General features: G+C 39.3%; 18 protein-coding genes. 9 read left to right on the top strand and 9 right to left on the bottom strand.

Going from position 1 to position 22,902, the window contains the following annotated elements:
• Positions 1-139: 139 nt before the first annotated feature.
• From rluE to Xentx_RS02755, 9 genes are all read left to right on the top strand, one after another.
• The gene (rluE, locus tag Xentx_RS02805) at positions 140-769 is read left to right on the top strand and encodes a 23S rRNA pseudouridine(2457) synthase RluE (protein WP_074018756.1); all 630 of its coding nucleotides are present in this window, start codon (positions 140-142) and stop codon (positions 767-769) included.
• The gene (locus Xentx_RS02800; protein WP_074018755.1) at positions 762-1,214 is read left to right on the top strand and encodes an NUDIX hydrolase; all 453 of its coding nucleotides are present in this window, start codon (positions 762-764) and stop codon (positions 1,212-1,214) included. Before rluE ends, Xentx_RS02800 begins: the two co-directional genes overlap by 8 nt.
• A 73-nt stretch (positions 1,215-1,287) precedes the next feature.
• Entirely contained in the window at positions 1,288-2,391 is a 1,104-nt protein-coding gene (gene mnmA, locus Xentx_RS02795) for a tRNA 2-thiouridine(34) synthase MnmA (RefSeq protein WP_074018754.1), read from the top strand.
• A gap of 2 nt (positions 2,392-2,393) precedes the next feature.
• Positions 2,394-3,020, top strand: a complete 627-nt coding sequence (hflD, locus tag Xentx_RS02790; protein ID WP_074018753.1) for a high frequency lysogenization protein HflD — start codon at positions 2,394-2,396, stop codon at positions 3,018-3,020.
• A 79-nt stretch (positions 3,021-3,099) separates the two neighbouring features.
• Entirely contained in the window at positions 3,100-4,470 is a 1,371-nt protein-coding gene (purB, locus tag Xentx_RS02785; protein WP_074018752.1) for an adenylosuccinate lyase, read from the top strand.
• Positions 4,471-4,834: 364 nt separating this feature from the next.
• Positions 4,835-5,518: a two-component system response regulator PhoP gene (gene phoP, locus Xentx_RS02780; RefSeq protein WP_074018751.1), complete on the top strand. Its 684-nt coding sequence runs from the start codon at positions 4,835-4,837 to the stop codon at positions 5,516-5,518.
• On the top strand, positions 5,511-6,962 hold the full coding sequence (phoQ, locus tag Xentx_RS02775; protein ID WP_074018777.1) for a two-component system sensor histidine kinase PhoQ: 1,452 nt from the start codon (positions 5,511-5,513) through the stop codon (positions 6,960-6,962). The genes phoP and phoQ overlap by 8 nt, the downstream gene beginning before the upstream one ends.
• Before the next feature lie 103 nt (positions 6,963-7,065).
• Entirely contained in the window at positions 7,066-8,187 is a 1,122-nt protein-coding gene (locus tag Xentx_RS02770; RefSeq protein WP_074018750.1) for a ribosomal protein uL16 3-hydroxylase, read from the top strand.
• A 906-nt stretch (positions 8,188-9,093) separates the two neighbouring features.
• The gene (locus Xentx_RS02755; RefSeq protein ID WP_074018747.1) at positions 9,094-12,780 is read left to right on the top strand and encodes an inverse autotransporter beta domain-containing protein; all 3,687 of its coding nucleotides are present in this window, start codon (positions 9,094-9,096) and stop codon (positions 12,778-12,780) included.
• A gap of 86 nt (positions 12,781-12,866) precedes the next feature.
• Here Xentx_RS02755 and Xentx_RS02750 read toward each other — a convergent pair whose 3' ends face one another.
• The 9 genes from Xentx_RS02750 to lolC form a co-directional block, all read right to left on the bottom strand.
• A complete protein-coding gene (locus tag Xentx_RS02750; RefSeq protein ID WP_074018746.1) occupies positions 12,867-13,730 on the bottom strand; it encodes a hypothetical protein in 864 nt (287 codons plus the stop codon).
• Between the two features lie 174 nt (positions 13,731-13,904).
• Positions 13,905-14,858: a hypothetical protein gene (locus Xentx_RS02745; RefSeq protein WP_139292415.1), complete on the bottom strand. Its 954-nt coding sequence runs from the start codon at positions 14,856-14,858 to the stop codon at positions 13,905-13,907.
• A 213-nt stretch (positions 14,859-15,071) separates the two neighbouring features.
• Entirely contained in the window at positions 15,072-16,640 is a 1,569-nt protein-coding gene (locus tag Xentx_RS02740) for a hypothetical protein (RefSeq protein WP_074018744.1), read from the bottom strand.
• 382 nt (positions 16,641-17,022) lie between these two features.
• Positions 17,023-17,175 carry an IS1 family transposase gene (locus tag Xentx_RS02735; RefSeq protein ID WP_083600851.1) on the bottom strand — a complete coding sequence of 51 codons (153 nt, stop codon included), beginning with the start codon at positions 17,173-17,175 and terminating at the stop codon, positions 17,023-17,025.
• A gap of 285 nt (positions 17,176-17,460) precedes the next feature.
• The gene (gene pepT / locus Xentx_RS02730) at positions 17,461-18,696 is read right to left on the bottom strand and encodes a peptidase T (RefSeq protein WP_074018743.1); all 1,236 of its coding nucleotides are present in this window, start codon (positions 18,694-18,696) and stop codon (positions 17,461-17,463) included.
• Between the two features lie 65 nt (positions 18,697-18,761).
• Positions 18,762-19,595, bottom strand: a complete 834-nt coding sequence (cobB, locus tag Xentx_RS02725; RefSeq protein WP_074018742.1) for a Sir2 family NAD+-dependent deacetylase — start codon at positions 19,593-19,595, stop codon at positions 18,762-18,764.
• Positions 19,596-19,701: 106 nt separating this feature from the next.
• A complete protein-coding gene (gene lolE / locus Xentx_RS02720) occupies positions 19,702-20,949 on the bottom strand; it encodes a lipoprotein-releasing ABC transporter permease subunit LolE (RefSeq protein WP_074018741.1) in 1,248 nt (415 codons plus the stop codon).
• The gene (lolD, locus tag Xentx_RS02715; protein WP_074018740.1) at positions 20,949-21,653 is read right to left on the bottom strand and encodes a lipoprotein-releasing ABC transporter ATP-binding protein LolD; all 705 of its coding nucleotides are present in this window, start codon (positions 21,651-21,653) and stop codon (positions 20,949-20,951) included. The genes lolE and lolD overlap by 1 nt, the downstream gene beginning before the upstream one ends.
• Positions 21,646-22,848: a lipoprotein-releasing ABC transporter permease subunit LolC gene (lolC, locus tag Xentx_RS02710; RefSeq protein ID WP_074018739.1), complete on the bottom strand. Its 1,203-nt coding sequence runs from the start codon at positions 22,846-22,848 to the stop codon at positions 21,646-21,648. Before lolC ends, lolD begins: the two co-directional genes overlap by 8 nt.
• Positions 22,849-22,902: the final 54 nt, after the last annotated feature.

The following is a 22,902-nucleotide window of genomic DNA, read 5'->3' as shown; positions in this document are numbered from 1 at the left end:
AACCTCTCCTTTCAAATAAGCGCAATGCCTTGTTAATTTTTTGTAAGGGACGTGTCAATACTACTTGAATATTCTGCAAACGCCAACGGTCACAGATTTAAGGTATAATACGCACCCTAATTTTTAACTATGGCTTATCATGACAAATATCTCTTTTAAAAAACGTAAACTTAACCGATTCAGCCAGAGAAAAAATAACAGAACCATAAAAAAATCAATCGGCCCTCGTCGCGTATTGATTTTTAACAAACCTTATGATGTCTTACCCCAATTTACCGATGAGATGGGAAGAATAACGTTAAAAGATTTTATCCCGTTTACTGATGTCTATGCTGCCGGTCGTCTGGATCGTGATAGTGAAGGTTTGTTGGTGTTAACCAATGATGGAAAATTGCAAGCCAAATTGACTCAACCCAATAAAAAAACCGCTAAAGTTTATTATGTTCAAGTCGAGGGCATTCCTGATGAAACTGCTCTGAATAAACTTCGTAGCGGCATTTTATTGAAAGATGGCCCGACTTTGCCCGCCGGAGCTGAATTAGTGGAAGAGCCGGAATGGCTCTGGGGGAGAGTCCCCCCTATCCGTGAACGAAAAAACATTCCAGTCAGTTGGCTTAAAATTACGTTACATGAAGGACGTAACCGGCAGGTACGTAGAATGACCGCCCATGTGGGTTATCCTACACTGCGCCTAATCCGTTTTAGTATGGGTTCGATGCAATTAGACTCACTATCCCCTGGAGAATGGAGAGAAATTAATCTTGTTTAGTCCACATGTTACAGTTGCCTGCATTGTTCATGCAGAAAATAAGTTTTTAGTTGTAGAAGAGTTGATCAACGGCAAGCCTCTGTGGAATCAACCCGCAGGCCATCTTGAAGCTGATGAAACATTACTGGAAGCTGCTGAACGGGAATTATGGGAAGAAACTGGAATTCGTGCGCAACCACAAGCATTTTTAAAACTGCACCAATGGATTGCACCGGACAGAACCCCATTTATCCGTTTTCTATTCTTGGTTGAAATGGAAAAAATCCTGAATACCAATCCACAAGATAACGATATCCATTGCTGCCACTGGTTAAGTGCAGAAGAAATCCTTAATAGTTCACAGTTACGCTCTCCGTTGGTCGCCGAAAGTCTTATCTGCTACTTAGAGCACAAAACTTATCCACTATCGATACTGGATTATTATGGTTCACCTTTCGTCAAATGAAGACGTTAGGTGCACCTTGGTTGCCAACGTGCTAAAGTATTGCGTTTGTTTTTTTCCGCAGTGAGATATATCCATGTCAGATAACAGCCAGAAAAAAGTCATTGTCGGCATGTCCGGCGGTGTTGATTCATCCGTTTCCGCCTACCTTCTGCAACAGCAGGGCTACCAGGTTGCTGGCCTGTTCATGAAAAACTGGGAAGAAGACGATAGTGAAGAGTATTGCTCGGCTGCCACCGATCTTGCCGATGCCCAAGCCGTTTGTGACAAACTGGGCATAGAGTTGCATACCATCAATTTTGCAGCCGAATATTGGGATAATGTATTCGAACATTTTCTTGCTGAATATAAAGCAGGCAGAACCCCAAATCCGGATATTCTTTGCAATAAGGAAATCAAATTCAAAGCATTTTTGGAATTTGCCGCAGAGGATTTAGGGGCTGACTATATCGCAACCGGACATTATGTCCGTCGTCGGGATGTGAACGGCACTAGCCAATTGCTCCGTGGCCTGGATGACAACAAAGATCAAAGCTATTTCTTATATACCTTAAGCCACCAGCAAATTGCCAAGAGCCTGTTTCCTGTAGGGGAGTTGGAAAAACCCGAAGTACGCCGCATTGCCGAAGAAATTGGCCTGGTCACTGCAAAGAAAAAAGATTCGACGGGCATCTGCTTTATTGGTGAGCGTAAATTCCGTGATTTCCTTGGGCGCTATTTACCCGCCCAGCCTGGCCCAATTATGACCGTGGATGGACAAACCATCGGCCAACATACTGGCTTGATGTACCATACACTCGGCCAGCGCAAAGGATTAGGGATTGGGGGAACGAAAAATGGCAATGAAGAACCCTGGTATGTCGTTGATAAAGACGTCGAGAACAACATACTAATTGTTGCCCAAGGCCATGAGCATCCTCGCTTAATGTCTGTCGGTTTGATTGCTCAGCAACTTCATTGGGTTAATCGCCAATCCCTGCAAACAGAAATGCGCTGTGTAGTCAAAGCACGCTACCGTCAGCATGATATTCCCTGCACTGTCGTCCCTCTGGGCGAAGATAAAATTGAGGTTCGTTTTGATAGCCCTGTTGCCGCTGTCACCCCTGGTCAATCAGCCGTGTTTTATCAAGGTGAAGTCTGTCTCGGTGGTGGCGTGATCGAACAACGTATACAGGAGTAGTTGTGGCTAAAAATTATTACGATATTACACTGGCTCTGGCAGGTATCTGTCAGTCAGGCCGTCTGGTACAAAAACTTGCCCACGAAGGTCAGTGTGATACTGATGCTTTTGAGATCATGATCAACAGTATCCTGAACATGAACCCAACATCCACACTGGATGTCTTTGGCAATAATGCCTGCAACCTGCGTATTGGCCTTGATGCCATGTTGGGAATGTTCAATGGTTCACATAGTGGCGTTTCTGCCGATCTTACCCGCTATATGCTGAGTTTGATGGTATTGGAACGCCGCTTGAATAAAAATCAATCTGGCATCAACCAATTGGCAAACCGCATTGAACAATTAGAACGTCAGCAAGCCTATTTTGAACCTATGTCAGAGGGAATGCTCAACGCCCTGGCTGGAATTTATGTCGATGTCATCAGTCCGTTGGGGCCACGCATCCAGGTGACGGGTTCACCTGACGTATTACGTAATACATTGACTCAGGCAAAAGTCAGATCTGTGTTACTGGCCGGTATCCGCAGTGCCGTTTTATGGCGACAAGTTGGTGGTGGCCGCCTGCAAATCATGTTTTCGCGTCAGCGCCTGATCCGACAGGCAAAAGAGATCCTTGCTAATTGTTAGATAAAGACCATTAGCTAAAAACTGTTAAACCAAAGCTGTAAAGCATAAATTGTTAAATAAAATCCGGGAGTTGCTACCAATGGAATTATCCTCACTGACCGCTGTTTCTCCAATTGATGGCCGTTACGGCGATAAAGTCAGCGCACTACGCTCTATTTTTAGTGAGTTCGGCTTACTAAAATTCCGTGTGCAAGTCGAAGTACGTTGGCTGCAAAAACTGGCCGCAACAACAGAAATCAAAGAAGTTCCTGCCTTTGATGCCAACGCAAACGCTTACCTTGATGAAATTATTGCAAATTTCAATGAGCAGGATGCATTGCGTATTAAAGAAATTGAACGCACAACCAACCATGACGTTAAAGCTGTTGAGTATTTTCTGAAAGAAAAAGTCGCGCATATCCCTGCCCTGCATCAAGTTGCAGAATTTATTCACTTTGCCTGCACATCAGAAGATATTAATAACTTGTCACATGCATTGATGCTTAAAACAGCCCGTGAGGAAGTTCTGCTGCCTCAATGGCGCCAAATAATCGATACTATGACACGCATGGCACATGATTATCGCGATCTGCCACTGCTATCACGTACCCACGGTCAACCTGCCACACCTTCGACTATCGGCAAAGAATTTGCTAATGTGGCCTATCGTATGAAGCGTCAATTCCGTCAGCTTGAGCAAGTAGAAATTCTGGGTAAAATCAACGGGGCGGTCGGTAACTACAATGCGCATTTATCAGCCTATCCACAAGTTGACTGGCATCAATTCAGTGAGTCATTTGTGACCTCTTTAGGTATTCAGTGGAATCCGTATACCACTCAGATTGAACCCCATGATTACATTGCAGAACTGTTTGATTGTGTGGCACGTTTTAATACCATCCTAATTGATTTTGATCGCGATATCTGGGGCTACATCGCCTTGAACCATTTCAAGCAAAAAACCATTGCAGGGGAAATTGGTTCTTCTACTATGCCACATAAAGTCAATCCGATTGATTTCGAAAACTCAGAAGGAAACCTGGGCCTGGCAAATGCGGTTCTGGGGCATCTTGCCAGCAAACTGCCTATTTCTCGCTGGCAGCGTGACCTGACAGATTCAACGGTATTGCGTAATCTGGGTGTAGGTCTGGGATATGCACTGATTGCTTATCAATCCACTATGAAAGGGTTGAATAAACTGGAAGTCAATGAACAGAACTTACTGGGTGAACTGGATAGCAATTGGGAAGTACTGGCAGAGCCTATCCAGACTGTTATGCGCCGTTATAGCATTGAAAAACCGTATGAAAAACTGAAAGAACTGACTCGTGGTAAACGTGTTGATGCTGAAGGAATGAAAACGTTTATTGATGGCCTTGAACTTCCTGAAGCGGAAAAAGAACGTCTCAAATCCATGACGCCAGCAAATTACATTGGATACGCTATTTCGTTGGTTGATCAGTTAAAATAATATCTGTTTATTCATATAAATGGGCGGGCTCTGTCCCGCCCATATGCGATTTTCAGGCTACAATTTCACACCAACTGTGTAGTCTCAACAAACTTCTTGCTACCTCGTAGCAACTTGAATGTTATTAATTATATGAACTTATATAGAAGTTAAATAGATTGTAAATTTATTTACTATTTCAACCTAACTATTTGTTTTTAAATAGACCAATCATTAATATACCAACAAAAGCTAAATAGTTACTATACTTAGTTTACTCATAATTATATATCTATAATTTTACCTAATCTTTATTGACGAAATTGATTACTTAGCTATTTTAAATTTATTTGATAAACATTACTGATTAGCATAAGGAATCATTATGCGGATATTGATCGTTGAAGATAACGCGCTACTTCGCCATCACTTAACCGTACAATTGCGGGATATCGGACATCAAGTTGATGCTGCGGAGAATGCTAAAGAGGCAGATTATTATCTTAAAGAGAGTCACCCTGATATTGCTATCGTTGATTTAGGGTTACCGGGAGAAGATGGCCTTAGCATGTTACGGCGCTGGCGCAGTGAGCAAATTAATTTACCTATTCTTGTCCTCACCGCCCGTGAAAGCTGGCAAGAAAAAGTCAACGTGCTGAACGCGGGTGCAGATGATTATGTTACCAAGCCCTTTCATCTGGAAGAAATTAATGCCCGCATACAGGCATTAATGCGGCGCAATAGTGGTTTGGCATCACAACTAGTTGAGATATCACCATTTTTAATCAACCTCTCAAGAAAAGAGTTTTCTATCCATGATACTAATATTAAGTTGACCGCCTTTGAATACATTATTATCGAAACCTTAATGCGCAATAATGGTAAGGTTGTCAGTAAAGAAACACTAATGCGCCAATTGTACCCAGACGCTGAATTACGCGAGAGTCATACAATTGATGTATTAATGGGGCGTTTGAGGAAAAAAATATTGCATGAATGGCCGGAAGAGGTCATTGTCACTGTTCGTGGCCAAGGGTATCGCTTCGATGTGAAATCTTATGATGCTTAAGTTTTCTGAAAAACCTTTTTCCTTGAGAACGCGATTTCTCATGGCTACGGCTGCTATTATTCTTGCACTGACGCTATCATATGGAATTGTTGCTATCGCCGGATATTTAGTAAGTTTTGATAAAACAAGCTATTCCATACTCCGTAGCCAAAGTAACCTATTTTTTACCTTAGCCAGATGGGAAAATAACAAGCTAGAAATTCTTGTTCCTAAAGATTTTTCCATGAATTACCGCTCATTAGCACTGATCTATGATAATGATGGGAATATTCTTTGGCGCCAGAATAATGTACCTGAATTGGAAATAATGATTGATCCTGATTGGCTGAAAAAAGATGGCTTATATACACTAGAAGCGTATTTTAAAGAAAAAGGGGATTTTTTCTATAATCCAACAGCAACACCAAATCAAGATAATTCAAAAAAGGCAGAAAACAGTAATGACGTGTTATTAACCTACTCAGTTGCTGTAAATATTTATCCTGCCACTGACAAACTACCTGCCATGACCATTGTTATCATTGACACCATTCCACAAGATGTACAGGAATCAGCAAAAGTATGGGAATGGTTTGGATATGTACTAATTGCTAACTTGCTTCTAATCATTCCGTTAATCTGGCTTGCTGCTGACTGGAGCCTTAGGCCAATAAAATCCTTAATTACCCAGATCAGTTCACTAGAAAATGGCGAAAGGAAAGAACTGGACGAGAATCCTCCTACTGAGTTAAAAGGACTGGTCAGAAACTTAAACAACTTGCTATCCAATGAACGTAAACGCTATGCAAAATATCACACGACACTCTCGGATTTGACGCATAGCCTGAAAACACCTTTAGCGGTATTGCAATCAACTCTGCGCTCTCTACGCCCCCCTCAAAAGCTGACCATTGAACAAGCTGAACCCATTATGCTTGAACAAATTGACCGAATATCTCAACAAATCGGCTATTATCTACACAAAGCCAATATGCGCAGCGACCATAGCTTACTCCTAAGACAGATTTCTTCTGTCCCAATCTTGCTGGATGGCCTAATCAGTGCCCTAGCCAAGGTATATCAGCATAAGAGCATCAAAATTATGCTAGATGTCTCTCCAGAAGTGACATGGCTGGGAGAAAAAAATGACTTTCTGGAAGTGATGGGAAACATTCTGGACAATGCCTGTAAATATTGCCTGAAATTGGTCAAAATCACCGCCACAATGGGAGAAAATTCAGTCACTATTATTGTCGATGATGATGGATTAGGTGTTCCCCCTGATAAGCGAGAAATGATTTTTCAGCGTGGCTTACGAGCTGATACATTGCGATCAGGTCAGGGCCTTGGATTATCGATAGCCTCTGAAATTGTCGAAGAATATGAAGGTGATATCAGCGTTAGTGATAGTCCACTTGGTGGTGCCAGAGTGAGAGTGATATTTGGCACCCAACACACTAATTAAGTAATTGCTAGCACACCCTCGAAATATTTCAACCAAATCTGATATCGTCATTGACTATTCGTTATAATAGCGCGAAATTCACTTCTCACTTCAGGATGTCACCATGGATTATCAGCTAAATCTGGACTGGCAGGCGTTTTTGCAAAACCATTGGCAAAAACGACCATTGCTGATTAAACAGGGTTTCCATCAGTTTATTGATCCCCTTTCCCCCGATGAGCTGGCGGGACTGGCGATGGAAAATGAAATCGATAGCCGTTTGGTCAGTCAGAAAAATGGGCGCTGGGAAGTTTCCCACGGACCATTTGAAACCTACGACCATTTAGACGAAAAAAACTGGTCTTTGCTTGTACAAGCTGTTGACCATTGGCATCTCCCCTCTTCTGCGCTTATGAAACCATTCCGTGTACTGTCTGATTGGCGCATGGATGATTTGATGATCTCTTTCTCAGTACCCGGCGGTGGTGTTGGCCCACATCTTGATCAATATGATGTTTTTATTATTCAAGGAAAAGGGCGCAGACGCTGGCGGGTAGGTGAAAAAATTCCTATGAAACAACATTGCCCTCATCCTGATTTATTGCAGGTTGACCCCTTTGAAGCAATTATTGACGAAGAGATGTTACCGGGCGATATACTCTATATTCCACCAGGTTTCCCACATGAAGGTTATGCTATTGAGGATTCACTGAACTATTCAGTAGGGTTCCGTGCTCCCAATGCCCGTGAATTATTCAGTGGATTTGCAGATTATATTCTGGCAAACGAGCTAGGAAGCCATCGCTACAGCGATCCTGAACTGACATTCCGTGATAACCCAGCCCTGATTCAGGCAAACGAGCTAGACACACTGCGTTCAATGATGCGTGAATTGTTAGAACAACCAGAAACTTTCCAAAATTGGTTTGGTGAATTCATCTCCCAATCGCGCCACGAATTAGATTTGGCACCACCAGAACCCCCTTATGAGAGCGACGAGATTTATGATTTATTGAAACAAGGCGAAGAATTAAGTCGATTGAGTGGCCTACGCGTCCTGCGGGTTGGCGATCAATGTTTCGTCAATGGGGAGTTGATGGATACTCCTCATACCCATGCCACTGATGCCCTTTGCCAATATGACAAAGTCAATGCTGAGCTTCTAGGTAATGCTATCGATGATGTCAGATTCGTCAGCCTGCTCACGGCTTTAGTTAATAGCGGTTATTGGTATTTTAATGATTAATTTGAATAAAGGGGCATTTTTTCTATGCCAGTCAGCTTAACTGACTGGCATGAAGTATCTTTATTTCTTTTTGAATCTGCGGATTGTTACTTAAAGACTCGCCGCGATACCAGATAATGAATTTCCCCAGCGAATAATACTCTTTCTGCTGGGGAAGCCAAAAGCTATACCACCCTATCTGCAATATCCCAAAAAAGCTATTTCTCTGTCCAGTTACCATGAATCCTTTTTTGCAGCCTTTGTGGTATACATAGTCAGTATCCTAAAAATTTTTATCTCTTTATCGTGCTATCGTGCATTTCTTCGGATTTAAAATAACCATCTTTATTCCTGTCAGCAATAATCACACTTATACCTGAGCTCTTTGCTAATCCAGAAATGATAATGAACATATATGAATTTCCTTTTCTGACCAATTCGTATATTTTATTCATGGTAAATACCGTGTAAAACTGACCAAGGATTCAGAAGCAGGAATTTCATAAATCTAATCAATAAAAAGCAGCACAATGAACTAGCACAATAATTAATTTTTGCTATTCTTAAGTCATTTCTGATACTAAGGAGATATTCTTCACGTGCTACCTGACTGAATTCTGGACGGCGATACAGCTCATTGATTTCATCAGTTTTAAGGATTTGTATCCGGCTTTGGCGCATTGGCTACATGGTTTTCCTCTGATAGAGCCTTTTTCCAAAAAAATTTATCGAAATAGTTCACGGTGAATACTGATAGTATGTACTCATACGGAATAACAGACAAACAGCAGGACTAAAATTTCATTATCGTTTAATGTGAGCACAGATGTTTTTAAATTTGAGCAGTTACAACTATTATTAATCAATATATTGGTATAAGTGATGCTGAGTTAACAACTGGTATGAATCCTTATGAGGTATTTATAAATGTTTTCATATGTAAGAAAAATCATTGTTTTTTACACGTTATTTATGATTATCTCAATGAGTAATGCTTCCGAAGTGCATAATATAAATCCAGAGAAGCCGGATGCACATTTAAAACAAACGCATAATACCACCGAAGCTGATATATCACATATCCTTGCTGGTAATATCCAAACATTTGGGAATGTTTTATCATCACCTTCAAACCTTGCAGAACAAGCAAAATCCTATGCATTGGGTAAATTTAACAGCACTGTATTTTCCGAAGCTCAAAAATGGCTATCGCAGTATGGGACAGTGAGAATTCACTTTGGATTAGACAGGAAATGGACTCTGAAGAATAATTCAATCGATATCTTACTGCCAATTTTTGATAACAAAGCAGATTGGCTGCTTTTTTCCCAGTTGGGTTATCGTAATAAAGACAGTAGAAATACGATTAACCTAGGTGTAGGTGGTCGCTATTTTTATCAGAATTGGATGTATGGATTAAATACTTTTTATGATCATGACATTACTGGAAAAAATCAACGTTTGGGGCTGGGAGGAGAAATTTGGGGCGACTATATCAAACTTACCGCTAATACCTATTATCGTCTAAATGACTGGCAAGAATCACAAAACTTTCAAGATTATTATGAACGCCCCGCCAACGGTTATGATATTAATGGAGAGTTTTTCTTGCCTGTTTACCCTAATCTGGGAATGAAACTGACATATGAGAAATATTTTGGTGATAACGTAACTTTATTTAACCATGACACCAAACAGAAAAACCCCAGCTTGGCTAAATTAGGCCTGACTTATACTCCGATCCCACTATTCACCATGGGTGTGGACTATAAACAAGGGAAAAGTGGCCATACTGAAACACAGTTTTTGGCAAACTTAAATTATAAATTTGGGGTTCCCTTTAGTACTCAATTGTCACCCGTTAATATAGCTTCGATGCGGACATTAGCAGGTAGCCGTTATGATCTAGTGGAAAGAAATAACCATATTATTTTAGATCACTTAAAAAGAGAACAAGAAATGTTGATCGCGTTAGAGCCTATTGTTGGATATGGACAGCAAGAGATACCCGTTAATGCACCTATCCAGTCTGATACAAATATTAAACACATTCGCTGGATTGTGACAGATAAGGCATTTACAGATAATCACGGGAAACTCTCTTCTGATTCGGGAAAAAGCATTGTTATTACACTTCCCAGTTATCAGGAAACACATAAAAGCGATTACAAGTTGGATATATTAATCACCTATAATCAAGGAGGAACCAAAGTTATTCAGGTTCCTATAAAAGTCCTTCCTTTTTTGATCAATGGAAAAGTAAATATTATTCCACCTGAATATCCGGTAACAACAGGCCATGAAGAAAATGGGTATACATTCAGCGATCCCATTATTACTTATCAGGGTTTACCCGCTGGAAAGTTTGTCAAGAATGCCAAAATTGATAAAGTAACTTGGACAACTGAACCCGCTTTAGGCGATGAATCTGGCTTAAGTTTCAAATGGAATGATTTGCCGGCCCAAACGAATGAAAAAGGAGAATTAACAAATAAAAAAGGGCAATTAATGCCCAACATTTTAGTCAGTAAAAAAATACACCAAGAGGTCGTTGTTTACATACAGCTAGATGGTGCTCCACGGCAGAAAATAGGTAAGGTGACATTTAGTGACTATAAAATAAAAGGCAACGCACTGAATGTGATGCCCGATCTTAAAAAAACACTGATTTCTGATGGTATTCAAAAGTTCACTTACACGGCAGAGATCACGTTCAGTAACAATTTACCGGTGGGGGAAGTGAATATTAATCATGTGAAGTGGAACGCGGTTGGCAAAGATTCTATAGGAAATGAAATGAAAGATATTTTTGTCGATGGCCCAACCGGTACGGTTAAGACGAATCAAGGGAAATTAGAAGCAACATTAAGTAGCAAAATTCAATTAACTGATGTCGTGGTAACACTTTCTATTGAAAATAAGGAATCAGCCTCAGCCAAGGCGGTTTCTTTTGTGTCTGAACCGAAAAGGTTCTATGTCAGCCAAATCGCAATTGATAAGCCAGGCCCGCTGATAGCCAATGGAGAAAATGCCTACACCTACACGGCCTATATCGTAGATCAGGATGGAAAGGCCGTTCCCGAAGACCAGGAAATTTCCAGTATTCGCTGGAGCCTAGACGATAAGAATAAGGGCAATAAAAACCTTGAGTTTAAAGCCAAAGGGAATACTGCCGGAAAAGGCGGCACACTGACTGCCACACTGGACAGTATCGACGCGGTGAAGGATGTCGTCGTTTCGCTGGCGGTGGAAGGACAAGAAACACCCAAGGAAGCCAAGGCGGTTTCTTTTGTGGCTGATCCGAAAAGGTTCTATGTCAGCCAAATCGCAATTGATAAGCCAGGCCCGCTGATAGCCAATGGAGAAAATGCCTACACCTACACGGCCTATATCGTAGATCAGGATGGAAAGGCCGTCCCCGAAGGCCAGGAAATTTCCAGTATTCGCTGGGGCCTGGACGATAAGAATAAGGGCAATAAAAACCTTGAGTTTAAGGCCAAAGGGAATACTGCCGGAAAAGGCGGCACACTGGCTGCCACACTGGGCAGTATCGACGCGGTGAAGGATGTCGTCGTTTCGCTGGCGGTGGAAGGGCAAAAAACACCCAAGGAAGCCCAGGCGGTTTCTTTTATACCAGATATACAAGATTTAGATATAAATATCAGCATATCTCCGACAGGATCATTAATGGCTAATAATTCTGATACATATATTTATACAGCTACAATTACTAATAAGAAAACAAATAGTAACGTATCAAATTATACGTTTGATTCAGTAGAATGGGCTGTGCCAGAAAATATAGCAGATATGACTGTAACTAAAGATTCAGACGTTACTGATATACAAGGGAATTTAGTTGCAAGGGTAAAAAGTGATGTAGGTATTGATGATTTTAGCGTAACGTTGACCCTCAATAAAAAAATAAGCAAAACTAGCGATAAAAGAACTTTTAATCCTGTTCCCAAAAAAGCAGAAATATTTCTATATAATAACCAGAATCCCTCGGTTAATAGTGATAATAAAAACATAATCTTTTCTAATTCACCTGCACCTGTTAATGCCTTTAGTTCTTTAAGTGGGGTATTAAGAAATTCGAATGGGGAAAAAATTACCAAATCAAACAATCACTCAGTTATTTTTGCTTCAACCAATCCTGATATAACTTCTATTGATGTAGATACTGGTGAAATATCTTTTTATAAGCCAGGTAACGCGACATTGTCTGCGACAATAACAAACACAAGCAGTGGCATAAAAAAGTTATATGTTTATACGACAAAAGTTAAAAGATATTTCGAACAAGATCAAAACAATATGGATTTACAATGGGGTGGTAGGAAAAACTGTGAAAATAATGGCCTTATTACACCAAACTTAAAAGCAGACATTTTTAATAATAATGACGCCACAGTGTTATCGACAGAATTTCCAGATATTAGTATATGGAATTTGCTACTAACGAGTGATGACATTAATAATCCTACAGGTAGTCATACTACAGTCTTTTTAGTTTTGGATGATTATAATGATTATCTAATCTATAACTCGTTGGATCATAGTACAAATCCGGTTAGTTTAGGAGGAGGATACCTACTTTGTGTAGTTAAGTAATGTTGATAGTTTGTTGCACTAATGAAACATATCATTAGTGCAACAAAAGCTAAATATATCTATCTTTAATACTGTAGAATCTGTCATTAATTTATATTAACCTGATCATCTTGGTCATAAGTAAAACGAACATCTTCACTCTTATCCCTGGGGAAGATTATTTTTATGATAGGTAGCAGTATACCGGTAGATTGATAATAATCTTTTTGATCATGCTGTGCATCTTGTAATCCATCATTTTGATAAAAAAAAGCTTCTATAGGTAATTTTTCAGGAATATCTTGGTCCCAGACAGCCAAAAGTAATTCATTGTTTAATGGCAAATCAATAAGTGAGTTAACTTTTATAGCCTGCATAAATATATCTGCACTGTTATCACCAGTCACATCAAAACCACATTGAGCATTACGATCAAAATGATTAACATTTATGTAATTATTAACCCATTGTTCTGCTGTAGTGATATTTTGTTGTTGACAAGATCCACTATTAAGATACCCTGAATAAGAACCACATCCTTTATCATTTCTAGCATCGGTGCCTCCATCCGTAGGAAAATAACAGAGGATTTCAGGATTAATTTTAGGGTTATTTGTATTATCAAAAATTTCAAGATAGGGAGAAAAAATGTAACCATTATGATGTTCAACGGCTAATTCAACAATTTTAACGTCAGATCTTAGATAAGAAAATGAAACACTTCCCTTTCTTTGAGAAGTTGGGCTAGGATTCCATGAGTGATATTTATCTGACGCAACAGTTCCCCTTATTAATACTCCTGAGCATAAAAATACCGGAAGCCCATCATCCCCACAATATATTTGATTATCAAAATACCTTTGAGTTATTTTTTGCGCAACATCGTACCCTGTATCTGAATTAGCATTAGCGATAGGTATAATAAATGCCATATACAAAAATATTCTAATAATTAAGTTTACTCTTTCCATAACATTCGCCTATGTTTTTTCAATTCTGATGAAATAAGTCAATATTTTAAAAAGACATTGGCGCATAGGAATATAGATAATTAAAGCAATAATTATGTCTATCAATCCCAATATTTCCTTTATTATGCACCAACGTCTTATTAAAAATATTATTTTTTAAAAGTATATTACTTGTTATAGAACTTGCCTTAATACCTCAGAAAAATCATACTCTACTCCCGGATAAATGCTTCCTACTGCATAATCAACCAGTACAATTTGTCCCTTATTTTCTTCTACCCAATCAGCTGAAAGCCGTGCACCCATTTGTTGTACATCATCAACGGGTTTATAAGAAGTTTGTATCATTGTTTTTCCAACTGCACGTATTTCTACTGTTTGATCTGGTGTCATATTAGGGTATTCAATGATTACGTGAACAGTTCCATCACCTCGATAGAAAAGTCTGGGAGGCGGTAAATTAAGTTTTTGCCCTGCAATATCCAAGGATAAAGTCCCTGAGTATACAGAGGCATTTTGGTTTAATCCACCAACTTTAAACCGGATTTTTGCTGTACTACCAATACTATTAATAAACTCCATCCGGGGAATATGAAATTTCAGCGGAATAATTTCATCTATTTCTTGTGATGCTGTTGAGTAAGGTGGTATATTATTACGACCTTGCCACAAAACTTGAACAATTTGCCCTGAAGTCATGCCGGTATAGACGGGTACAATTACCTTTAAATTATCCAACCTATAATAATCGCTTTTTTTTAATAGTGTCCCATGATTACCTGTGGCTTCTGGAACGGCAGGAAAATAATCAGGCAAACTGGATAACACTGTTTCAATATTTACCGCTGCTATTTTAGATTGTGCCGTATTACCCGATAGTTTTGTTACAGTATAATGTCCTGTATATTCTCCATCTGTTGAAAAATCATCTATAGAAAATACAACTTCAAAGAAATTAGAGGGAATAATATTAATATTAACAGAATAAGGAAATGAAGGTATAGTATTACCTTTGTTGTCTGTAAAGTAACCAACAATTCTGTCGCCAGATTTTTCATCACCATAACCTGGAATTAGCATTGTTATGTATCTAGCCCCTTCAGTTTTTTGAGCATCTATATCAATCACACCTCCTGACGCTTGTGGATAGGAGGGTGGATTTAATTTATATTCATATGTCATATTTAGTATGTAAATGCATCCCATTTATATGAATTTTTCCATAATTTTCAGCATTTACCCTTTTTTCAGTTATTGGAAGTATTTTATTAGCCGTCTATATTTATTAAAAATGATAGACGGACTGGTTTATAATTAAAAAGAATAATTTATATTTAAATGTCAATTAATTCCTCCTCCAGGCAGAACAGTGTCTATATATCCCTGCCAATTATGACTGTATTTAACATTATCTACATCCACTTTATAATATAAAATATAAATAACAGCGCTCCCGCCGGATATCCTTGAATCAACATCTCCTGTTATAAAAATAGGGATAGATATATGCCCTTTCGATGTTGTAGCAGGAGAAGTTACTTTAGGTAATTGAATTGTCTTCTTATAGGATATATCACCTCTATTTGAGGACTTAATGAATACCTCAATCTCAACAGTATCTCCAGGATTTACTTTCTGATTATCTGCTGAGTCAGCTTCAATTTCCACATAAAGGGTATCTCCCCCATTAAATCTATATTGATTAATTGTAGTGAAATTAATCCCATACCCTGGGTTTAAAATAGATTCTGGATTAATTCCATAGCTTGAATATATTTTAGGAAGATCAAAAACTCTATTCTTATCGGAGTCTGGTGGACCATACTGATAACCATCATACTTAAAAAGAATACCATCTGAATATCTAATATTTGAGTTTTCCCTTGCAATAATATAACTAAATTTAATTTCCTTTGATATGGGTAATATTGAGAATGGCAACTTATAAGAATAATTATCTAAGTTTGATAAATCCGAAACTTCAATATAGTTTCCCACTACGTTATCATTAATGAGATACAAGATAAAATCTGTTTTTCTTATACCATCATAAGGAGGAATTTTTATATTAAAATCTTCTTCATTACTTAATGGTTTTAAGGTATCACCATATAATTCTGCTATATCAGGAGCTACTAGATGTTCTTCAAACTCAGCACTTACTAAATCTAAAATAAATAAAGGATTTTTAGATTTTCGTTCAACAGATAAACCTTCTATTGAACTATAGAAAGCTAATACAACTGGCTGATTTTCTTGAGGAAATACATAAAACTTCAAATTACCCTGAGAATCCGTGGTTAATGTAAATTGTTGATATTTTTCAAAATTATTAGTATTAAGCTGTAATGGATGACCATCAGCATCCATTACAGCAACTTTTGATAAACTGTCTAGACTATTTGCTGATATATTAACACTTAAATTTGGAATTACTGTTCCTGTACTGTTTTTCACAGTTGTTGTTATTGTTACCCTATTAAGATTTGTCTGGACTGGCTTGTTTTCACCAGAAGGTGTTTCGATATAAAATTTATCTGTTGTTAGTGATAAAGTATCCTGATTTATATCTGAGACTTTACAACTGAAATTCTGAGGTTTATAACCTGTATTTGATGTTTTTACCGTAAAAGATTGTGAAGTATTGAAAAATTTTTTGTCTTTACTAACTTTAATAAAAACCTCAACACTAGCATGTGTAGGCATAATTGTAACTTGACCTTCTCTAATAACTGTTATCCAATCATCAGTTGGATTAAGCGTTATCGTATCTGTATCTTTAAAATCTTTCTCTCCTCCTGATAAATTAATTGTTAATTTCAAATCTTGATCAGAAATTAATGTTGGATTTTTAGATAGGTCTGTTCCATTATCTTTTGTTACTGTTATTTTTTGATTGTTAGATGGCATTTTTTAATTTTCCTTCTTATCAACGTGGTTTAGATTTTGATTTTTAAAATATCACTATCAACAACAAACTTCATAATATCCCCATCAAAATAGAATAGATGTTTACTTTATCATAACGTTACTTTTCACAATCAATTGTATTTTTTACCCATCACATTGGTTGATTTTTATTTTTATGTTATCATCTCAATGAGTAATTACCTTACCCCTAATTTTTAGTTTAAAATCCTATTTGTTTATTTTCTGACAGTATCTTAGATTAAAATCATAAATGCAATATATACATTAAAAATGTGACTTTATACTAAAATAACCATTTTATAGTATATTTACTCGCTTTTTATTGGCTATTTATTATTAATTTTGTTTTTTGTATTATTTTTTACTGAAAAATCAGGTTATGATCCCAATTTATTGATCTTGATAAGTATTTCAAATAATATCCAATGATTCTGTCATACATTTCAACGTATTTTGAAAAAGATAGCGTTTTGCAAGTGAACCTTGCTAAGAGCTGACGAAGGTTGGAGAGTATAAGCGAGACTTCTTTAGAGGCTTTTCACTATATCATTCAGATCGCTTAAGGATGGCATGATTTTACATATCTACTCGCATATTTATTAGAAAATCACTAATTAAATTATATTTAATTATGGAATTCCCTAAAAAATCAAAATAACCGAAATAATCCAATTTTTTATTATGTCATAACTTGTTAATAATACATTATTTATTATGACCATTAACCTAACAGATATATTGTATTTATCGTTCTCTGTTAGGTTTATTTAGGTGTACTAGCCGCAACTCGAGCTAACAGTTACTCATGACTCCCGTGACTTACTGTCAGTTCAGCAATCCGCATAATTACATTAACTGCCTGTTCCATACCTTCCAGTGAGATAAATTCGTGCTTGCTATGGTAATTATATCCACCTGTGAAAATATTTGGACAAGGGAGGCCACGATAAGATAACTCTGCGCCATCAGTCCCACCACGGATCGGCTGGATTATCGGCTCAATGCTACAATCCAGCATTGCTTGTTTAGCAATGGCAATAACATGGGGATATTTAAGTATTTCGCTATGCATGTTGTAATAATCATCTTCAATCGCCAGATCAATGTAGCAGTCTGGATGCAATCCTTCTCCGACATTTTCCGCAATGGAAATAAGTTTTTTTTTGCGCTTTTCAAAATTAGCCCTGTCAAAATCCCGGATAATGTAGTGCATCTCGGCACGCTCAACGGTACCTTTCATGCTATACAAATGATAAAAACCTTCATAGCCTTCTGTCTGTTCAGGTGTCTCTTCAACAGGCAAGGCATGGTGAATGCGCATAGCTAATGTCAATGCGTTAACCATGACTCCTTTGGCACCGCCCGGATGAGCCATATTACCCACAATCTTGATGACCACGGATGCAGCATTGAAATTTTCAAATTCCAATTCCCCCACACCACCTCCATCAACGGTATAGGCCCATTCTGCGCCGAAAGCTTCTATATCAAAATAGTGCGCTCCCTTGCCAATTTCTTCATCTGGCGTAAACGCAATCCGAATATCGCCATGTGGAATATTTCCCTGTTTTAAGCGCACCATTGCGGTAATGATTTCAGCGATCCCAGCTTTATCATCGGCACCCAACAGTGTCTTCCCATCGGTCGTAATTAATGTTTTTCCTAATAAGCTATGTAATGCAGGGAACATGACTGGTGACAACACTTCATCCCCTATCCCTAATGCAATATCACCGCCACGATAGTTTTCCACAATCTGGGGATTAACATGTTTACCAGAAAAATCCGGTGAGGTATCAAGGTGGGCAATAAAACCAATGACAGGAACTGGCGTTGCAACATTTGATGGCAATGTTGCCATAACACATCCCCGTTCATTGAGAGTAACATCGACAAAGCCAAGCTGGAGCAGCTCCTCGTATAATACCTTAGCAAGATCCAATTGACCGTTGCTACTGGGAATAGTTTTTGCGGATAATTTTGATTGGGTATTAAATGCAATATATTTAAAAAAACGCTCTAATAATCTATCCATCTTCTCCTCCCTAATTCAGGTAAATGTATTATGAAAAAGATGGATAGCGTAGGCATTGCGTCAAGTCAGCTTTTTTCTGCCTTCATCTGCTGAATTATTAAGGATTGAACATATTGCGTAACTATTTTACTGGCATGACCATAATGTTTTTCATCAAACAGATTTTCGACCTGGCTAGGTTCAAGATTCAACTCAACAGTATGTGCGCCAGACAATTTAGCTTCATATACGAAACCTGCTGCCGGATAAACATGGCCCGATGTTCCGATAGCAATAAAAATATCGGTATCAGCTAAAGCAGAATAAATCTGTTCCATCCCCAATGGCATTTCCTCAAACCACACTACATGAGGACGCAATGGAGACGGGAACTGGCAACAATGACAACGATCTTCTATCGTTAGATCAGTTTTCCACTCAACGACTTGTCCAGATTGACAACACCGAGCTTTCAGTAATTCACCATGCATATGCAGAACACGATGACTTCCCGCACGTTCATGCAGATCATCAATATTCTGTGTCACCAATAAAAAATGGTCGCCAAGCTCATGTTCGAGTTCGGCCAGAGCATAATGTGCAGCATTAGGCTGGATAGCCGGTTGCTGTAGTTGCTTTCGACGTGCATTATAAAATGCCTGAACCAGATCAGGATCACGCTGAAAACCTTCCGGCGTCGCAACATCTTCGACACGATGTTCTTCCCACAGGCCATCAGAAGAGCGAAATGTTTGAATACCTGACTCAGCAGAAATTCCTGCTCCCGTCAGTACCACCACATAAGGTTTTTCTATTTTATTTGCCAATCGAATATCCCTGTAAAAATTTTGTCTATGTGATCGTTGACGTCGTAATCGCCTAATTCGGTAAAATTTGCTGTGCCGATGAAGAACCCGCATAGATGATTTCCTTAATGTGTTTTAAGTATGTTCTTTCAGCCGATCCATTTTACCGATTAAACGCTATACAATAGCGTGCCTGGATACGCGTTGATACCCCGATATACTATTGTCCACTCAAAATTCGCGCTGGATCAAGTTTACTGGCCCGACGAGCAGGATACCAACTAGCCAACAAGCTTAATACTAATGCCGTTAACAGAACATAAAACACATCCATAAGATGCAACTCTGACGGCAGAAAATCGATAAAATAGATATCTCCTGAAAGGAGTTGGTGTCCAAGCAGCTTTTCTAACCCTTTAATGATAGCCGTCAAATTTAATGATATGAAAATCCCAACAACGGCACCGATTATGCTGCCTATCATGCCAGTCAGTAATCCATACCATAAAAAAATTGCCCTAATATGGCTATCCTTAGCTCCCAGTGTACGCAGAATAGCGATGTCACTGCTTTTATCCCTCACAGCCATAATCAATGTTGAAATAATATTAAAGCAAGCAACACCAATCACCAGAACCATCGCCAAGTACATAATGCTACGTACCATCTGGATATCGTTGTACATATAACCGTAATCTTTTATCCATGTGCTGATATATACATATTTTCCTGTCGCGTTACCTGCATCCCACACACGCTGCTCTGCGGCAAAAACCTTATCTGCTTTAATGGCAATACCTGTGATTGCATTACCGTAATCCAGATAGTTCTGGGCATCAGGCAAGGGAACAAGAGCCAAACTGTGATCCAACATGCCACTCAACTGGAAAATACCCGCAACGTGTAAACGAATACGTTTAGGCTGCAAAAGTTTTAGGCTTGCATCATTATTGGGGATCATGACAGTCACCCAATCGCCTTGTTTAACGCGTAGTGAATTAGCCACCCCCTGCCCTAAAATCACCTGATTTTTTCCCGCCCTGAACGTTTTCCAGGCCTCATTACGCACAAACTGCGGCAGAGTACTCACATTCATCTCGGTATTCAGATCGACTCCACGTACCTGTATAGCATGAAGTTTTTCACCTCGTTCCATCAGACCAGTAAACTCAATATAGGGAGAAGCTCCTACAATACCTGGTGTCTGTCTTACCTGTTTAAGGGCAGTTTCCCAATCCTGAAAAGGTTGCTCCACAGCATAAATTTGCCCATGTGGAACAACAGAAAGTATCCGATTTTTCAGTTCTCGTTCAAAACCGTTCATGGCACTCAGGCCAATAATCAGTACCGCTACACCCAGCATAATGCCCAGCGTTGAAATGACAGAGATCAGGGAAACCATTCCTGAACGACGTCGACCACGACTAAATCGTAATGCGGTAAATAATGCAAGGGGCGGATTTACCATTACATCTCCCCCGCCGTCAGGGTTAATTCATCCTGTAAATATCCATCACGCATTTCTACCTGACGTGCCAGTTGATTCGCTAATTTCAGATCATGGGTGACAACAAGAAATGCAGTACCTTGCTGTTGATTCAATTCTTGTAAAAGCTGAAACACACTGTCTGCATTTCGTTGGTCAAGGTTACCCGTTGGCTCATCTGCCAATACCAAAGAAGGTTCGTTTACCAATGCGCGGGCAATTGCGACACGTTGGCGTTCTCCCCCTGACAGTTCAGATGGCCGATGATGCGCCCGATTTTCCAGCCCAACCGCCGCCAGCATATCCAACGCTTTTGGTTGAGCACGGCGTTTCTGGCCACCAATCAGGAGTGGCATCGCAACATTTTCCAATGCCGTAAAATCAGGCAATAAATGGTGAAACTGATAAATAAAACCAATTTCTCTGTTACGTAATTCTGCCCGTGCCGATGAAGACATTTGGTTGAGTGATTGCCCTTTGAAAAGGACTTCACCAGACGTCGGTGAATCCAGACCACCAAGCAAGTGCAAAAGCGTACTTTTACCAGAGCCAGAACTACCGACAATGGCCATTATTTCTCCTTGTTGCATGGAAAAAGTGACATTCTTAAGTACTTCTGTAGAAATTTTTCCTTCCTGATATTTTTTGCACAGTTGATGACACAGTAATAAAGGGTGATTACTCATAACGTAAAGCCTCAGCAGGTTGGGTAGCAGCCGCGCGCCAGGAAGGGTATAGCGTCGATATTAAGGAGATCAGCATGGCACTGATGGCGATCAATATGACTTGCGTAGTATCAATCGCAACAGGTAATTGAATACCCTCAGACAACAAACCGATAATTGGCATGAGGTTATTTAACTGACTGGAAAGTAATATTCCCAATCCCGTTCCCAGTACAGCGCCAATAATACCGGCTCCCGCTCCTTGGATCATAAAAATGGTCATTACCTGGCGACGGGTCAGCCCTTGTGTTTGCAAGATAGCAATTTCGCCCTGTTTTTCCATCACCAACAAAGAGAGAGAGGTAATAATATTAAACGCAGCGACAGCAATGATCAGGCTCAACAATAATCCCATCATGTTTTTCTCCATGCGAACCGCCTGAAAGAATTCCCCTTTGCGTTCACGCCAATCTTTCCATATCAGCCCTTTTGGCAGGGTTTGCTGGCTCAACTCATCTACTAATAATGGCTTATTAAGAAACAAACGCCAGCCCGTAATATTACCAACGGGATAGCGCAACAATCTGGCCGCATCCTGTTGATTAACCAACATTTCTGTACTATCAACTTCACTGTTGGCGAAAAATGTACCCGCTACAGTAAATAAACGCTGGCTGGGAATTCTGCCCATTGGTGTTAACTGGCTAGCACTCGGCACGATAATACGGATTTGATCACCACGTCTTACCCCTAATTTGGCCGCCAATTTTTCTCCCAGAATGACAAAATAACGTCCGGGTTGTAGTTGGCTTCGATCAATATTAACAAGATGTTCTGCTAATGGTGCATATTCGTCATGGTTAATACCTAACATGACACCAACTCCAACATTATGGGAGCTTTGTAACACAACATCCCCTTGTACGATGGAGGTCATGCGATTAACGCCCTTTAATCCCGCAAGCTGGCTACCCGGATGTTCAACTGGATTAATAGAGCCTTTTTCCGATGTAATGATAGCCTGCGGCATAAAACCCAAGATGCTACTTTCTAATGAACGCTCAAAACCGTTCATTACTGACAATACCGTGATCAATGCTGCCACGCCTAGCGTAATGCCAATCGCTGACAACCATGAAACAAAACGGCCAAATTTATCGACCGCCCGCCCGCGCATATAGCGCAATCCTATAAATAATGAGACAGATTGAAACATGAAATCTGTTACGCCCCTGTTGCCAAAGCAAAGTGTTCGGGGATAATAAAGGGT

Origin of the sequence: Xenorhabdus thuongxuanensis (genome assembly GCF_001908095.1) — a bacterium.
Classification (GTDB): domain Bacteria; phylum Pseudomonadota; class Gammaproteobacteria; order Enterobacterales; family Enterobacteriaceae; genus Xenorhabdus; species Xenorhabdus thuongxuanensis.
Note: the sequence above shows the minus strand (reverse complement) of the source record. Positions and strands in the feature narration are given on the sequence as shown.

What these genes read in the sequence shown, in the direction of transcription:
- Xentx_RS02755 (WP_074018747.1), top strand. Translation starts at nt 9,094, where the DNA reads ATGTTTTCATATGTAAGAAAAATCATTGTTTTTTACACGTTATTTATG.
- mnmA (WP_074018754.1), top strand. Translation starts at nt 1,288, where the DNA reads ATGTCAGATAACAGCCAGAAAAAAGTCATTGTCGGCATGTCCGGCGGT.
- Xentx_RS02770 (WP_074018750.1), top strand. Translation starts at nt 7,066, where the DNA reads ATGGATTATCAGCTAAATCTGGACTGGCAGGCGTTTTTGCAAAACCAT.
- rluE (WP_074018756.1), top strand. Translation starts at nt 140, where the DNA reads ATGACAAATATCTCTTTTAAAAAACGTAAACTTAACCGATTCAGCCAG.
- lolC (WP_074018739.1), bottom strand. Translation starts at nt 22,848, where the DNA reads ATGTTTCAATCTGTCTCATTATTTATAGGATTGCGCTATATGCGCGGG.
- phoQ (WP_074018777.1), top strand. Translation starts at nt 5,511, where the DNA reads ATGCTTAAGTTTTCTGAAAAACCTTTTTCCTTGAGAACGCGATTTCTC.
- Xentx_RS02740 (WP_074018744.1), bottom strand. Translation starts at nt 16,640, where the DNA reads ATGCCATCTAACAATCAAAAAATAACAGTAACAAAAGATAATGGAACA.
- cobB (WP_074018742.1), bottom strand. Translation starts at nt 19,595, where the DNA reads ATGCGGGTTCTTCATCGGCACAGCAAATTTTACCGAATTAGGCGATTA.
- lolE (WP_074018741.1), bottom strand. Translation starts at nt 20,949, where the DNA reads ATGGTAAATCCGCCCCTTGCATTATTTACCGCATTACGATTTAGTCGT.
- pepT (WP_074018743.1), bottom strand. Translation starts at nt 18,696, where the DNA reads ATGGATAGATTATTAGAGCGTTTTTTTAAATATATTGCATTTAATACC.
- purB (WP_074018752.1), top strand. Translation starts at nt 3,100, where the DNA reads ATGGAATTATCCTCACTGACCGCTGTTTCTCCAATTGATGGCCGTTAC.
- phoP (WP_074018751.1), top strand. Translation starts at nt 4,835, where the DNA reads ATGCGGATATTGATCGTTGAAGATAACGCGCTACTTCGCCATCACTTA.
- Xentx_RS02750 (WP_074018746.1), bottom strand. Translation starts at nt 13,730, where the DNA reads ATGGAAAGAGTAAACTTAATTATTAGAATATTTTTGTATATGGCATTT.
- lolD (WP_074018740.1), bottom strand. Translation starts at nt 21,653, where the DNA reads ATGAGTAATCACCCTTTATTACTGTGTCATCAACTGTGCAAAAAATAT.